The organism is Bacillus sp. DE0042 (assembly GCF_007680225.1).
GTDB classification, from domain to species: Bacteria; Bacillota; Bacilli; order Bacillales; family Bacillaceae_G; genus Bacillus_A; species Bacillus_A wiedmannii.
Genome location: NZ_VEJP01000009.1, coordinates 198,283 through 214,612, shown reverse-complemented (window position 1 = coordinate 214,612; position 16,330 = coordinate 198,283). Strand labels below are relative to the sequence as shown.

Sequence of the window (16,330 nt, the reverse complement as noted above, 5' to 3'; positions counted from 1 at the left end):
GGATCAAACTCTCCAATAAAGTTAGTTTGTCTAGCATCTAAAAATAAAAATTGACGTTTCACGTTGTTTGTTTCGTTCAGTTTTCAAAGAACTACTTAGTCGCTCATTTGCGACTTCCTTATGTTAACATCTTCGTTTTTCGATGTCAACTAAGTTTTCAAATTTCTTTTTTGTCGTTTTCTGCGTTTCCGCATCAGCGACGGTTATTAATATATCATGCAGTATATAAAGGGTCAATACTTTTTACAAAAAAATTTCACACCCCGTTAAAACTTTAAAAACATGTTCCAAAAATCATTATAGCCTCCCTTCGTTCTTCATCATACTCCATATTTCATATCTTATCGGTTTATCACGTTTATGAACGAGTGAAAATTCTAAATTTTATGTTATATTATTGTTATAGGGGAGTGGTGAGAATGAGCATTAAGTATTCAAACAAAATCAATAAAATCCGGACCTTTGCATTAAGTTTAGTATTTATCGGCCTCTTCATTGCATACTTAGGAGTCTTTTTCCGTGAAAACATTATTATTATGACAACATTTATGATGGTTGGCTTTTTAGCTGTTATCGCTAGTACTGTCGTTTACTTTTGGATTGGTATGTTATCTACTAAAACTATACAAATTATTTGTCCAAGCTGCGATAAGCCAACAAAAATGCTCGGTCGTGTCGACGCATGTATGCATTGCAACCAACCTTTAACAATGGATCGAAATCTAGAAGGAAAAGAATTTGATGAGAAATATAATAAGAAGAGCTATAAATCATAGGCATATATATGTACAATGTGCCCTTACAAAATTAAATTAGGTTCTTCACTGAACGCTTTAAATCCTCCTGAACCTAACGTAATTCCCATATATAATAAAGAAAGAGGGAGACGTAAACGTCTCCCTCTTTCTTTATTATATATTACGCCTTATGACACTCTGGACAAACGCCATAAATTTCTAAGCGATGACTATTAATAACGAAGCCTGTCGTTTTCGCAGCTTCCTCTTCAAGCTGTTCCAAACCTCCATAAGGAAAATCAACAATTTTACCACATTTTTCGCAAATCACATGATAATGTTGACTTGTAACATAATCAAATCTACTTGAAGCGTCTCCATAAGTTAATTCCTTTACAAGTCCAACCTCTTTAAATACACGTAAGTTATTATAGACAGTTGCAACACTCATATTTGGAAACTTACCTTCTAATGCTTTATAAATGTCATCCGCTGTTGGGTGCGTCATAGATTCCACAAGGTACTCTAAAATAGCATGACGCTGTGGAGTAATGCGTACACCCGTATTTTTCAGCATTTCTAGCGCTTCTTTTAATTCTTCTTTGACCACCGTCATGCACCCCGATTCTATACGGATTATTATTTTATAATTCTTATAAAGAGTGTACTCCTTTTCTTATAAATCGTCAATATTTCTACTATAAGTATGTGGTTTATTTTTGTATATAGCCTTATTCTTATATATCCTTCCCCATTTTCTATACATTTACATAGAAAAAAAGTGCGACATAATCGCACTTGGAATACTATCATCTGAGGAGGTATGCCCTACACTTCACTTTATGTAAGACGATAAAATATGTATAGACACTCGCCTTACTTCTATATATTTATCTCCACAATGAATTTACTTTATATAAGAAAGAACATCCTCAATATGTCCTTTCACTTTCACTTTACGCCATTCTTTTACAAGCTCACCGTCTTTATTAATAAGGAATGTAGAACGCTCGATTCCCATGTACTCTTTCCCAAAGTTCTTTTTCAATTTCCAAACATCGTACAATTCTGCTACCTTATGATCTTCATCTACTAAAAGTACAAATGGAAGCTCATGCTTCTCAATGAATTTCAGATGTCTGTTCGCTGAATCAGGACTTACACCAAGAATAACTGTATCTTTCTCTTGAAATAATCCATATGCATCTCGAAAATCACATGCTTCAGTTGTACACCCTGGAGTCATATCTTTCGGATAAAAATATAGCACTACATTTTTACCACGAAAATCAGCTAAGCGAACTTGTTCCCCGTTACTTCCCTCTATTGTAAATTCTGGAGCCATTTCTCCTACTGTAATCATTGTTATCACTCCTACTCTTTTCTTTTACTATATCAAATGCTATCTTATTTTTCATTGTCTATTACAGACCTCATTACAAAAGCAAACGGTAATGTATATCCAATTAGCGCTTCTGCAATCGCAATCCATCTCCCTATTCCAATCGGAGCTATATCACCGTACCCAACGGATAATAAAGTAACCGCGCTAAAATATAAGCAAATTTCTACAAGTTGAAAAGATTGGGCATGCAAGCTTTCTCCATCTTCTTTCAAAACTGCAAAACCCATTTCTTCTAATACAACATAACTTAACCCAAACGCAATCAATACCGTTGTATAAATTAAAAATAAGGAGGCTAAATTATAAAGCGAAAAGAAACGCCTAGAATCTGAATATGAACTCCATAACAATTGGACACTTCTCAAAATAGCAATCGCTGCAATTAATAGAATAAATCCCCACAACATGTCCTCCACCTCATTTTATATGTATGAGACAGCCATTGGATTTATCCCTTAGAAACAAACAAGCTTCTATAATTAATTCCCAGCACCACGGTACCTTTTTACCCCTTGATTCCAAAGAGTAATTGCAATCGTAAAACAGATAACACCAACGAGTGGTGTTGCAAATGCATAGCTATTCCACTCTGTTTTTCTTAAAAAGTATGCTGCTGGATACACTCCGACAAACGCAAATGGTAAAACAAACGTTAAAATGAAGCGAATCACACGGTTATAAATGTTAACAGGATAGCGACCATAGTTACCTATGTTATACATTAGCGGCATAATTGAACTTTTCGCATCCGACCAAAAACCAAGGCTCGCAAGCGTAACAAATATCCCTCCGTATACAAGTGCTCCTCCTCCTACCATCAGTAAGAATAAGAAGAAATCGTACCAGTAAAAAGATAATTGCAGCTCCACTGCTGCGTAGCCCATTACAATCATTCCTGTGATCGCTCCAATTAAAGATTCAAGTTCCATTCTTTCTAATATAATTTGAAATAAACTATGAATCGGTCTCGTTAATATACGATCCATTTCTCCTTTAATAATATAACGATCATTAAAGTCCCATATGTTAAAGAAAGCTGAGAATATGGCAAATGGTACTAAAAAGAAACCATAAATAAAGATTACTTCTTCTCTACTCCAGCCTTTCAATGCTTGTGTATGCCCAAACACAACGAGAATAAAGATTAAATTAACAGCCTGTAGTGCTAAATCAGAAAGTAATCCAACGATAAAATCGCCCCGATACTCCAATTTTGTTTTTATATATTGGCTTGCATATTGCAAAAATAGGTTTATATATATCATCTCATCATCCCCCTTGTACAATTAGACGTTTTCTCGCCGTTCTCCACATGAGTACAATTGGAATAATAAGTACAATTGCCCAAATTACTTGGAATAATAATGCCTCATACAATTTACTTCCTTGTATACCTTCTGAAAAAATCATACTTGGAATATAACTAATAGCCTGAAACGGTAAAAATACCATTGCCTTTTGGGCCCATAACGGATAAAAACTAATTGGTAATAATAGACCTGAAAATAAATCAATAACAACACGTTTTGCATACATAATTCCACTATTATTAAATAGGAAGAACGTGAGCATTCCCGTCATTAAATTAATTTGTGTATTAATAATAAAACTAAATATTAAAGATAAGAAGAAATATAACCACGTTTGAAAATTCGTTGTAATTTGCAATGAAAATAATAAGGTAACAATAACCATACCTGGAATTGAAAAGAAGGCAAAACGAAATATTCCTTCACCAAGACCTTGCATCACTTTCATTCCTAAATAGTTATATGGACGAATCAGTTCTACCGCTACACGTCCTTCTTGAATCTCCATCGCAATTTCCCTGTCTATATTATTAAAATAAAAGGCACGTGCCATCCACGCAATTGCGATATACGTAGTCATTTGCGAAATAGATAAACTTTCAATATTCTCTTTTCCACTATAAATTGCTTGCCATAAAAAATAATACGCGCCGATATTAATTGTATAAATTAAAATCCCGCTATAATAGTTTGTGCGATACGCAAGCATCATTAAAAAGCGGATTCGAATCATTTCAATGTACTTACCCATGTTTAATACCCTCTTCATAAATGTTACGAATAATTTCCTCTGTAGACACTTCGTTAATTTTTAAATCTTTAATTTGAAATGCTTGTACTACTTTAGAAATAAGCATTGAAATGATAACTTCTTCATTCGGTATTTTTGCAACCCACGCGTTTTCCTCTTTCGCTTTCGACCAAACGACGTGACTATCAGGCATAACCATTGATAACGCCTGATAGGAAACTGGTGCAATAAATTGAAAATGTATTTCCTTCTCTGCTCCCCACTGCGTACGAAGATTATTTAAAGAACCGTCATACATAATATTTCCTTCATCTAGCATGATAACGCGCTCACATAAAGCTTCAATATCAGTAATATCATGGGTTGTTAATAAAATTGTTGTTTTATAACGTTCATTCATTTCTTTTAAAAATTCACGTATTTTCAATTTCACAAGAACATCTAACCCAATTGTTGGTTCATCTAAAAATAATAACGGCGGATTATGAATTAATGCTGCCGCTAATTCACAACGCATTCTTTGACCTAGAGATAACTTTCGAACTGGCTTATCTAATAAAGGACCAATATCTAACGTTTCAATCACGTGTTCCATATGCTCTTTATACTGAGCGTCTGATACACCGTACACTTTTTTTAATAAACGAAAAGATTCTTGTACAGCAATATCCCACCAAAGTTGTGAGCGTTGACCGAAAACAACACCAATTGTTCTTACGAATTCTTCTCTCTGCTTATGCGGGTTCATCCCATTTACTAAAATTTCTCCTGATGTCGGAGTCAAAATCCCCGTAAGCATTTTAATAGTTGTTGATTTACCAGCACCGTTCTCACCTATATACCCAACCATTTCACCTTGTTTCACAGTAAAAGATACATCATTTACTGCTGGTACTATTTTATAATTACGATTTAATAAATCGCGAAAAGCACCCTTTAATCCCGGACGACTTGAATAGGCTGTAAATTCTTTACGTAACCCTTGTACCTCAATTACCGATTTCATAATCGGACCCCCTTCCTAAATGTCACAACGAATAGTTTACCCAACTGCCTTCTCTATCACAAACAATACGTCTTTTCAAAAAACATGTTAGAATAATACATAGATTTTTGTAAGGAGATGAATTGTAGTGAAATTCACAAAATCAGAAGCATTACATAAAGAAGCTTTAGAACATATCGTTGGCGGCGTTAATAGTCCTTCTCGTTCTTTTAAAGCAGTTGGGGGCGGCGCTCCTGTTGCTATGGAACGTGGAAAAGGTGCTTATTTCTGGGATGTAGACGGAAATAAATATATCGATTATTTAGCAGCATACGGTCCTATTATTACTGGACATGCTCACCCGCACATTACAAAAGCAATTACAACAGCTGCTGAAAATGGTGTACTTTACGGAACACCAACAGCACTAGAAGTAAAATTCGCAAAAATGTTAAAAGAAGCAATGCCTGCATTAGATAAAGTCCGCTTCGTAAACTCTGGTACTGAATCAGTAATGACAACAATTCGTGTCGCTCGTGCTTACACAGGCCGCACAAAAATTATGAAATTTGCTGGTTGTTACCACGGTCATTCTGATTTAGTACTTGTAGCAGCTGGATCTGGCCCTTCTACGCTAGGAACTCCTGACTCAGCCGGTGTACCACAAAGTATCGCTCAAGAAGTTATTACTGTTCCATTTAATAATGTAGAAACTTTAAAAGAAGCATTAGATAAATGGGGACATGAAGTAGCAGCTATCCTTGTAGAACCGATTGTTGGAAACTTCGGTATTGTAGAGCCAAAACCTGGCTTCCTTGAGAAAGTGAATGAACTTGTTCACGAAGCTGGTGCACTAGTAATTTATGATGAAGTTATTACTGCTTTCCGCTTCATGTACGGTGGTGCTCAAGACTTACTTGGCGTAACACCAGACTTAACAGCGCTTGGTAAAGTTATTGGCGGCGGACTTCCGATCGGTGCTTATGGTGGTAAGAAAGAAATTATGGAACAAGTTGCCCCGCTCGGACCTGCATATCAAGCTGGTACAATGGCAGGAAATCCTGCTTCTATGGCATCCGGTATCGCTTGTCTAGAGGTTCTTCAACAAGAAGGTCTTTATGAGAAATTAGATGAACTTGGTGCGATGCTTGAAAAGGGAATTTTAGAGCAAGCTACAAAACATAATATCGATATTACATTAAACCGACTAAAAGGTGCTTTAACTGTATACTTCACAACAAATAAAATTGAAGATTACGATGCAGCACAAGATACAGACGGTGAAATGTTTGGTAAATTCTTCAAGCTTATGCTTCAAGAAGGAATTAACTTAGCACCTTCTAAATACGAGGCATGGTTCTTAACGACAGAACATACAAAAGAAGATATTGAATATACAATTGAAGCTGTAGGCAGAGCATTTGCTGCTTTAGCGGATAATAAATAATCCCGTCATTAAAAGGAAAAAAGAAAGCACATCTTTCTTTTTTCCTTTTTTCTATTTCATAAATCCCTCATTAATAGTATAATTATTCATAATTATCTGTTTAATTTTCTTTTATATCCTTACTATCTTTGTATACAAGGCTGCTCACGTCTTAAATAGTAAGATTATTCAAACTTCAATAAGAGGGGGGATTGACGGATGCTCAATAAAACAAATACATGGACACCGTCTTTATTTCGAGATTATAAAAATGCAGAACATGATGCGTGTGGAATCGTTTCCGTTATGGAGAAACGAAAAATTCCTACAAAAGAAAACATTGACCTTTGCATACAATCACTTGTCAAAATGAATCATCGAGCTGGTTTCATTAATGGTGAAGGAGATGGTATCGGAATTCACATTGATGTCCCAAAAGCACTTTGGAATGAAAAGCTGAAAAATAACGGATACAATCCAACGATTGTGGATCATCCCCACTTTATCGTTGGACATTTTTTTCTAAATAAAAACGCAAATATCGTTAATTTAAAAAATCATATTCGTACGCAATTAAATAACGAAAGTTTTACTATTATTTTTGAAAGTGATGATGTAATAAATTCCGATGCACTCGGTCCACTTGGTAAACAGGAAGAACCTTTATTTTGGCAAGTTGCTCTTATCGCAGAAAATAAAGTTGAAAATATTGAGCAAACATTATTTTCAGTAACGATAAAAATAGAGGAAAACGAAGCGATTCATGTTGCTTCATTAAGTCGTGATCATGTTGTATATAAAGTTCTAGGTGCTGGGGATACACTTGTTGCCTATTACAATGATTTACAACATCCACTTATCGCTTCAACTATGACACTAGGACATAACCGCTATTCTACTAATACATTATCTAATTTTTTTCGTGTACAACCATTTAGCATTCTCGGACATAATGGTGAAATTAACACAATTGCAAAATTACGCGATCAAGCTGACATGATTCATGTTCCACTTACTGTTGGGGGAAGTGACTCCCAAGATTTAAACCGCACCCTAGAAACCCTACTTGTTCAATACGACTACAGTTTATTTGAAGCAATGGATATACTATTCCCACCAATTATTAATGAAATTAAACTTTATGAACCGCATTTACAAGATTTATATACGTATATACGTGAAGCTTGGGGCCATTTTGCGCAAGGTCCAGCTGGTATTATTTCACGTTATAAAGATGAGGCTGTTTTCAGCGTTGATTCCCTTGGACTACGACCAGTATGGAAAGTAGAGACAGTGAGTTCTTATGTTTTCTCTTCTGAACCTGGAGTTGTATCACCAACCGAATATGTAGAAGAACCGAAACCACTCGCGCCTGGAGAAAAGGTCGGATTAAAATGGAATGAACAAGATGAACTTGTTTTTTATGAATACGACAAATACCAAATTGAAGTATATAATCGTTTCCAAAAACGAATCGATGTTAGCAATTATCATTTAAACTTATCTATCCCTGAAACGAAAGAAATCCAAGGATTATGTGATTCTGTTCAAGTTGAAACGAAACAGTACGTTTCTTTCGGGTGGGATCGAGAACATATTCAGCTTCTTGAACAGATGGCAACAAAAGGCGTCGAGCCAATTCGCTCACTTGGGCATGACTCACCACTTGCAGCACTCGATACTGATAGACGAAATATCGCTGATTTCATTAAGGAAAGTGTAGCCGTTGTTACAAATCCAGCAATCGATCGTGATCGAGAGGTCGAGCACTTCTCCACACGAACAATACTTGGAGAGCGCCCAAGTTTATTAAGCGGAGCTAAACAGCCATTTGTAGTTGAGATGCTTTCCCCCATTATTCTAGAAGGAAGTGTAGCACAATCTATTACAGAGGAATTACACACAATTACGTACGAACAACTTATACAGCTATTCAATACTCATAGCTCTATCGCTACAATCTCTGCTACATTCAGTCCGACAGAAACTTTACAATGCGCCTTAAATCGAATTAGTTCTGAAGCGATAAAGGCCGTGAACGATGGAGCTTCCCTACTATTAATAGACGATGCCAACGCTCATCTAAATGAACAGTTATGGATTGATCCGCATTTAGTTACCGCTAAAGTACATCAAGTATTAAGCGAAAATAAATTACGCCGAAACTGCTCTCTCGTTATACGTTCTGGTGCCCTTCGCTCCTTACATGATATCGTCACACTGTATGGATTAGGAGCAGATGGTATGAATCCATATTTATTATTTGCAACCGTAAATGATGGAACAAAAACGCCAATTACGAATTTGTATACTGCTCTTAATAAAGGACTAGAAAAAGTCATTTCAACAATTGGAATTCATGAATTACGTGGTTACGGTCGCCTCTATTCTTCTATCGGATTACATGAGGAAATCGCAAATATATTACAAATTACGAATTTCTTCGGTTCAAATGATTTAGCTTTTTCGCTTGAATCACTTGCTGAAGATGCACAATTGCGAGCGGATGATTATAACAATCTTAAAGTTAGAATGCGAAAATCTTTTCATATATTCCCGCGAATTTGGAAAGCAATCGGCGATGTCGCAAAAGGAAACTCTTATGATGATTACCGTGACAAGTTAAGTGAATTAGAAGAAAATAATCCAATCGCAATTAGACACCTTGTTCAAACGAAACAAACAAAACATGTAGTTCCAACTGAAGAAGTGTCCATCAGCATTCAAAATCATGATTTACCATTTATTATTAGTTCCATGTCATTCGGTTCTCAAAATGAAGTTGCCTTCCGTGCATATGCAGAAGCGGCCGATCAGCTAAATATGATTAGTTTAAACGGTGAAGGCGGCGAAATTAAAGATATGATTGGAAAATATCCACATACACGTGGACAACAAGTTGCATCTGGGCGATTTGGCGTAAATGCCGAACTACTAAATTCATCAAACTTAATTGAAATAAAGATCGGGCAAGGCGCAAAGCCTGGTGAAGGTGGACATTTGCCAGGTTCAAAAGTAACAGCAAAAATCGCTGAAGCACGTAATGCTACAATTGGCTCAGATTTAATTTCACCTTCTAACAACCATGATATTTATTCCATTGAAGATTTAGCTCAAATGATTACAGAAATTAAAACGGCTAATCAACTTGCGAAAGTAGCTGTAAAGATCCCTGTCGTCCCTAACATTGGAACAATTGCTGTCGGTATCGCAAAAGCTGGTGCTGACTTTATTAACATTAGCGGATTTGATGGTGGTACAGGTGCTGCACGTATTCACGCATTGCAACATGTAGGGCTTCCTGTAGAAATTGGTGTGAAAGCCGCTCACAATGCTTTATTAGAAGCAAATATGAGACATAAAGTAGAAATTTGGGCTGACGGTGGTATTCGAAGTGTTAATGATGCCTTGAAAATCATGCTCCTTGGAGCAAACCGGATTGGGTTTGGTACATTATCCATGATTGCAATCGGCTGTACAACTTGCCGCGGATGTCATCTAGATACTTGTCACGTTGGAATTGCAACACAAATTGAGTCTGAAGCTCAGGCGAAAGAACACGGATTACGCCGCTTCGTCCCGCGCGAATTAGAAAGCGCCGTTGCTGGATTATTACATTTATTCACCACTTTTGGCGTAGAACTAAAACGATTAACAGGAAATCTTGGTTATGCAAATTTACAAGAAATTGTCGGACGTTCCGATTTATTAGAACAAGTTCGAGGCGAAAATTTATTAAATTTATGTAATTTACTACAAACGATAGAACACCCATCTGTTACAAAAACAGAATACGTACCGGAAAAACAATTTGAAACAGTTCATTCCCCTCATTCAAAAGAATTAGTAAGCGTTGGCGTAGAGCAACGCGTTATGGGTGGGCTAGAATCTTGCTATCGCGTTCGTAGTAAATTATATGAAGACACGAAGCTTGAACCACTTACATTAAAGTATACGAATGGCTCTATTCCTGGAAATGGATTAGGTGCTTATAATAGTGAGAACTTATTTATACACGTAAATGGCGGTGCACAAGATGGTATTGGTAAAACTTCCTTTGGTGGTGGTATTTATATAACGAAAGCAAAAGGAAAAGACGGCATATATTATAACGGTTCTGTCGGAAAAGGTTTTGGGTACGGTGCACAAAAAGGATCGCTATACGTTCAAGGTAACGCTGATGCTCGCGCCGGCATTCGCCTCTCTGGAGCAGACATGATAATTGGAGGGCGAATGACAAAGCCACTCCGTGAAAAAGAGCAAGGGAATATAGGTGTATACTCTAATATTAAAGGTTTCGCTTTTGAATATATGACAAATGGGCGAGCGCTTGTTTTAGGGGATCCTGGTCCATGGATTTGTGCTGGTATGACTGGTGGTGTTGTTTATTTACGTCATGATTCAAGCTCGGGTTTAACAGAACACGCCTTAAAAAGAAGAATCGCAAAAGGGGCAAATGTTACATTACAACCAATTAGTAAAAATGGCGTGCAAGATGTGACTGAGTTATTGCTAGATTATATCCGTGTATTAAATGAACATGAGCAATACGAGGAAGTTGCTTTATTAACACCGTTACTCGATGATATGCAGCAACATTTTTTTGAAATTATCCCGAAAAAAGAGCAGGCTGATCCATCTATCTCCACAGAGTGATATACCAACTTTTCATTCTCAAGAAAAAATTGACGAAGTACACTTCTCATAGTAATCTATAGTAACAATTTGAAACCTGCTGAAATTCAGCAGGTTTTTTCACTAAAAATTGATGTTTAAAAAGAATTAGGAAAAAGTATAAAATGAATCTTAATTTCTTATTAACGTCACTAAAATATCACTTGCTAACATATTGTAATGAATGTATAGTATCATGTTGTACATTCATTATGACAAGAGAAAGGATCTTATTAAGGGTATGAAACTTGGTGCTCGCATTTTAAAAACGGGTATTGCCATCACATTAGCTTTATTTGCTTGTATTTTACTTCAATTACCGAGTCCAGTATTCGCGGGAATCTCAGCTATATTCGCTGTTCAACCGTCTGTATACCGCTCGTATTTAACAGCTCTTGAGCAAATTCAAGCAAACGTCATTGGTGCGGTATTCGCTATCGTATTTGCTACTGCTTTTGGACATAATCCTTTTATTATTGGATTAACATGTATATTAGTAATTGCGCTTACGTTACAATTACGATTAGAAAACACAATATCAATTGCTTTAGTAACAGTTATCGCCATTATGGAGTATCAGGGCGACGATTTCTTTAGTTTTGCCTTACTTCGCTTTGCGACGATTATGATTGGAATTATTGCGGCTTCACTTGTAAATTTAGTGTTTATGCCGCCAAAATACGAAACAAAACTATATCACCGTATCGTTGATAATACAGAAGAAATTGTAAAATGGATTCGAATGAATAGCAGGCAAGCTTCTGATTTTACAACGCTAAAAACTGATATTGATCGTATGAAAGAAAAGATGATCAAACTAAACCATTACTATTTGCTGTATAAAGAAGAAAGAAGCTACACGAAAAAAGTAAAGTTCGCAAAAATTCGTAAGCTCGTTTTATTCAGACAAATGTTAGCGACGACAAGCCGTGCTTTAAGTACGTTAAAATCATTACATCGTACTGAAAATGAACTACGCTATATGCCAGAAGAATTTCAGGAATCTATCCAAAACGAACTTGACTCATTAACCCATTACCATGAACAAGTTTTATTAAAATTTATTGGTAAAGCAAAAAAACAACAATCCGTTGAAATGCTTGATGAAGTTGAAACAGGTAAACAAGAATTAATTGATATCTTTATGGATTATCAAAACAAGGACGATGAGGAAGCTTATAAAACATGGCTACACCTCTTCCCTCTTATTTCTGCCATTATTAACTATAGTGAAGAAGTAGAGCATTTAGATTTACTTGTGGATAGCTTCTACACATACCATAAACCAGAAGCAGAACTCCAAATCGAAGATAAAAAAGAAGACGAATAAAGAAAACAGCTCCTTTTACGCTAAAGGAGCTGTTTCTGTTATATGTTGAAGTTGATATAAATTGTAATAAAACCCTCTTTTTTTCATTAACTCTTCATGAGAACCTGTTTCTTTAATTTCACCATCTTCAATGTAAATAATCGTATCCACATGTGTAATCGTCGCCAATCGATGTGCGATTACGATCGTCGTCCGATCAGCAGCTAACGTCTGAAGCGCCTGCTGAATATACCGTTCATTTTCTAAATCTAAAGCGGAAGTCGCCTCATCTAATATAAGTAACGATGGATTCTTTAGAAACACTCTTGCAATCGCTACACGTTGCCTTTGCCCACCAGATAACTTCACACCGCGTTCCCCAACGACAGTATCATAGCCATCAGGTAACTCTATAATAAAATCATGAATTTGCGCAGCTTTAGCAGCTGCAATCACTTCTTCCTCTGTAGCTTTCGGATTTCCATATAAAATATTTGCCCCGATTGTATCACTAAATAACAAATTATCTTGCAGTACAATTCCAATATGACTACGTAAATTTCTCATATCATACTTTCTAACATCTATTCCATCTACATAAACTGCACCTGAAGAAACATCATAGAAACGTGGGATTAAGCTAGCAAGAGATGACTTCCCTCCCCCACTCGCTCCTACAAGTGCTACCTTCTCTCCTGGCAACATAGTTAACGAAAGGTTATGTAATATCTCTTTTTCATCCGAATTGTAACGAAAAGATACATTATCAAATATCACTTCACCATTTAATTTTGTCGTTTGTACCGCACTTGGCACATTGACAATATCGTATTTTTCATCTAACAATTCAAACACTCGATCCATCGATGCGAAAGACTGTGTTAATGTTGTGGAGGAATTAACAAGGCGGCGAAGCGGACTATACAAACTATCCATATATCCAACAAAGGCAACCATAGTCCCTAATGTTAACCGCCCCTGAATTACTTCATATGCTGCAAAGCCGATCACCAGTAACGGGCCTAAATCGGTTAACGTATTCACTGCTGAAAATGTCCTTGCAGTCCAACTCGTATGCGTTAACGCTTTCGTCAAAAATTCATTATTTCTTTTTTCAAACTGCTTACCCTCATATTCTTCTAATGCAAAGCTACGTGTCACTTGCATCCCTTGAATACGTTCATGTAAATACCCTTGCATCGTTGCTAACGCTTGTGAACGCTCTTTCGTCAATTTTCGAAGACGTCCGAAAAAATATTTCACCGCCACTACATAAATAGGTAAAATTAATAGCGCAACAAATGTCAATTTTATATTCATAGAAAACATAACAATAATAGCAATAGCAATTGTTGCCGTATCTAACCAAACATTCATCAAACCAGTAATTACAAAATCCTTCGTTTGTTCTACATCATGGATTACACGTGAAATAATTTCCCCTGTTTTTGTGTTCGAATAATAGCGTAAACTCAACTTTTGCAAATGACCAAAAATATGTTTTCGCAAATCATATAGTATTGTATTTGCGATACGCTGCGCGAAATATTGACGATAATATTCAATTGGCGGTCTTATTACTGCAAAAATAAAAAAGGCAATCCCAACGGCTGTTACTAATTGGGATGTTTTATCTTGAAGTGACCCTCCACCTTGAATTACATCATCGATAATATATTTTAATAACCACGGCATAATAAGCGGGATGCCGAATTTAACTAGACCAATCATAATCGTAATAGCAATAAGCCATCGATATGGTTTAACAAAGTGCAAATATCTTTTTATACCTTGCACATAATCCCCCCTCTAATAGGACAAACCTGCCGGGAAATCCCCTGCAGGTTTGTTTTAATTTCTGTACATTAAATATCTTTCATACCACATATCTACAAAATCTGGCGCGAATGGCCCTTTTCTTTGATGAATCCATTGTGTTAATTGTGCTACATTTCGTTTTAAAATAGTATCAATAACAGGTGGATACTGCATAATTTGACTATGCTTTTCATACTCATCTTCATCTAAAAGCGTATATGTCATATCTGGATATACTTTAATATCTAAATCATAATCAATGTACTTTAATGCTTCAGAATCATATGCAAAAGGTGAGCCTAAATTACAATAATAATATACTCCCTCTTCCCTTAGCATCCCAATTACATTAAACCAATAGTTTGCATGAAAATAACAAATTGCTGGTTCACGAGTAATCCATGTTCGGCCATCTGATTCTGTCACTACTGTACGATCATTTGCTCCGATAACAAGACTCTGTGTCCCTTTTAAAATTGTTGTCTCTTCCCACATTCTATGAATGGAGCCATTATGTTTATAACTATGTATTTGTACTTTTTCTCCTTCTTTGGGAAATCCCATATATGCTCCCTTCTTTCAACTGCAAATGCCCTTTGAGCTGCATTCACTTTTTTTCTATTATAACTTTTTTGTCGAAATTTTAAAACTAAAGCGACAAGACTCTATTTTTCACACCGAATACTATATCCCTAATCTTCTTAGGAGACGGGGCCTTCGCTGAATGATTTACAAACGAGGAAATGGGAATAGAAAAAGCCCTTCCTTATTTCTATCTAAAGAAGGGCCTTTCACCGGAAGGTAACAATATGCCTTACCCTAAATTCGAAATCATTTTTTCAGTTTCAAAAGATTGAATCACACTATTTGTTTGCTCTTCAAATTTCTCATGTAACAGTTTTAACGCTAATTCTGTTCTATATATTTCTTGGCGGATAAAATGTAATTCCTTTTTATCGCACGTATCCTTTTCGCTGATTTCAATTTGCTGATATTTCTCTAGATGAGCTTGTAACTTTAACAACTCATCCATCGTTTCCAATTGCTCTCCTACCAACTTATCAAAATCGTTCATTACTTACCCCCTTTTAGATTTATTCATCAGTTATTATTCCTAATTACATATTTCTAATCTTTAACTTCCTTCTCCTTTGACTACATTTGTTGACTTATTAGAAGTTATGTCGTTCGCTTTCTTTTCATTACAATGACCCGCACACAAAGAAAACACTTCTCTCGAAATGGAGAAGTGTTTTTCTTTCATTACTCGTTTGAACTAGAAGATTGTGATTGTTTTGCAGCTGATTGTGCATTTTGTTTTTTCACAGCATGCACATCTGTTTCAGTTGCAAATTCTGTACCATAACTAGCGTTTGCACTTTGTGCACCAGAAGCTTGTGCTTTCTTTGCTTCTGATTGTGCGTTTGCTTGTTTTACTGCTTGTGCATTTGTTTCAGTCGCGAACTCTGTACCATAACTAGCATTTGTACTTTGAATGCTAGCACCCGAAGTTGCTTTGTTATAACCTTGTTGTTTTTTACTCATCTTTCTCACCTCCACAACCAATAATGTAACCAATTCACTTAGAAGTTATCCGTAATTTTCTTTTGAAAAAATTTCGCATATATCTCTTATTACTCATTCAAACTATAGGAAATGGAGGTGGTAGTATGTATATAGGACGCGATATGACCGAACTAACGATGATTTCCAAAAATGAATGGAAAGAAGATGAATTAGCTTATTTTCATCACTCATTACAACAGATTTTGCCGTATTTAAATGCAGAAGGTCAAAGTATCTATAAAGAAATTGTAGTAGAAATTGAATCAAGAGGTGGCTTACAAGAAGGTGATGCTAGTTGGACTCATGGGACAAAAATTTCTTACGATTAAAAAAGTGTTCCCAATCTAGG

The 16,330-nt window shown here is 36.0% G+C and carries 15 protein-coding genes; 5 read left to right on the top strand and 10 right to left on the bottom strand.

All coding sequences use genetic code 11. The features are described 5' to 3' along the window. The first annotated feature begins 419 nt into the window (after nucleotides 1–419). Nucleotides 420–776 (top strand): YgzB family protein, encoded by a 357-nt coding sequence (locus FS802_RS26795; RefSeq protein WP_000025059.1) that lies wholly within the window; start codon nucleotides 420–422, stop codon nucleotides 774–776. 142 nt (nucleotides 777–918) lie between these two features. Here the strand turns inward: FS802_RS26795 and perR are convergent, their stop codons facing one another. The 6 genes from perR to FS802_RS26765 form a co-directional block, all read right to left on the bottom strand. Continuing rightward, on the bottom strand, nucleotides 919–1,347 hold the full coding sequence (perR, locus tag FS802_RS26790; RefSeq protein WP_000237831.1) for a peroxide-responsive transcriptional repressor PerR: 429 nt from the start codon (nucleotides 1,345–1,347) through the stop codon (nucleotides 919–921). 297 nt (nucleotides 1,348–1,644) lie between these two features. After that, nucleotides 1,645–2,100, bottom strand: a complete 456-nt coding sequence (gene bcp / locus FS802_RS26785; protein WP_000633708.1) for a thioredoxin-dependent thiol peroxidase — start codon at nucleotides 2,098–2,100, stop codon at nucleotides 1,645–1,647. Between the two features lie 44 nt (nucleotides 2,101–2,144). Beyond that, entirely contained in the window at nucleotides 2,145–2,549 is a 405-nt protein-coding gene (locus FS802_RS26780; protein WP_000964347.1) for a potassium channel family protein, read from the bottom strand. A 72-nt stretch (nucleotides 2,550–2,621) separates the two neighbouring features. Next, entirely contained in the window at nucleotides 2,622–3,407 is a 786-nt protein-coding gene (locus FS802_RS26775) for an ABC transporter permease (RefSeq protein WP_048559774.1), read from the bottom strand. A gap of 4 nt (nucleotides 3,408–3,411) precedes the next feature. Next, on the bottom strand, nucleotides 3,412–4,203 hold the full coding sequence (locus FS802_RS26770) for an ABC transporter permease (RefSeq protein WP_000521523.1): 792 nt from the start codon (nucleotides 4,201–4,203) through the stop codon (nucleotides 3,412–3,414). Continuing rightward, entirely contained in the window at nucleotides 4,196–5,209 is a 1,014-nt protein-coding gene (locus FS802_RS26765; RefSeq protein ID WP_000843649.1) for an ABC transporter ATP-binding protein, read from the bottom strand. The genes FS802_RS26770 and FS802_RS26765 overlap by 8 nt, the downstream gene beginning before the upstream one ends. Nucleotides 5,210–5,336: 127 nt before the next feature. Between FS802_RS26765 and hemL the strand changes: the two genes are divergently transcribed. The 3 genes from hemL (at nucleotide 5,337) to FS802_RS26750 (ending at nucleotide 12,618) form a co-directional block, all read left to right on the top strand. Continuing rightward, nucleotides 5,337–6,635, top strand: a complete 1,299-nt coding sequence (hemL, locus tag FS802_RS26760) for a glutamate-1-semialdehyde-2,1-aminomutase (protein ID WP_070169384.1) — start codon at nucleotides 5,337–5,339, stop codon at nucleotides 6,633–6,635. A gap of 198 nt (nucleotides 6,636–6,833) precedes the next feature. Beyond that, nucleotides 6,834–11,270 carry a glutamate synthase-related protein gene (locus FS802_RS26755; RefSeq protein WP_144525604.1) on the top strand — a complete coding sequence of 1,479 codons (4,437 nt, stop codon included), beginning with the start codon at nucleotides 6,834–6,836 and terminating at the stop codon, nucleotides 11,268–11,270. 259 nt (nucleotides 11,271–11,529) lie between these two features. Then, nucleotides 11,530–12,618, top strand: a complete 1,089-nt coding sequence (locus FS802_RS26750) for an aromatic acid exporter family protein (RefSeq protein WP_000765792.1) — start codon at nucleotides 11,530–11,532, stop codon at nucleotides 12,616–12,618. Nucleotides 12,619–12,633: 15 nt separating this feature from the next. Here the strand turns inward: FS802_RS26750 and FS802_RS26745 are convergent, their stop codons facing one another. The 4 genes from FS802_RS26745 to FS802_RS26730 form a co-directional block, all read right to left on the bottom strand. After that, nucleotides 12,634–14,394, bottom strand: a complete 1,761-nt coding sequence (locus FS802_RS26745) for an ABC transporter ATP-binding protein (protein ID WP_001161587.1) — start codon at nucleotides 14,392–14,394, stop codon at nucleotides 12,634–12,636. 54 nt (nucleotides 14,395–14,448) lie between these two features. Next, a complete protein-coding gene (ntdP, locus tag FS802_RS26740; RefSeq protein WP_000506626.1) occupies nucleotides 14,449–14,979 on the bottom strand; it encodes a nucleoside tri-diphosphate phosphatase in 531 nt (176 codons plus the stop codon). 250 nt (nucleotides 14,980–15,229) lie between these two features. Then, a complete protein-coding gene (locus tag FS802_RS26735; protein ID WP_000997573.1) occupies nucleotides 15,230–15,490 on the bottom strand; it encodes a YgaB family protein in 261 nt (86 codons plus the stop codon). A gap of 188 nt (nucleotides 15,491–15,678) precedes the next feature. Next, nucleotides 15,679–15,960, bottom strand: a complete 282-nt coding sequence (locus tag FS802_RS26730) for a gamma-type small acid-soluble spore protein (RefSeq protein WP_000039032.1) — start codon at nucleotides 15,958–15,960, stop codon at nucleotides 15,679–15,681. A 125-nt stretch (nucleotides 15,961–16,085) separates the two neighbouring features. Between FS802_RS26730 and FS802_RS26725 the strand changes: the two genes are divergently transcribed. Next, on the top strand, nucleotides 16,086–16,310 hold the full coding sequence (locus FS802_RS26725; RefSeq protein WP_000275433.1) for a hypothetical protein: 225 nt from the start codon (nucleotides 16,086–16,088) through the stop codon (nucleotides 16,308–16,310). The last annotated feature ends 20 nt before the right edge of the window (nucleotides 16,311–16,330 follow it).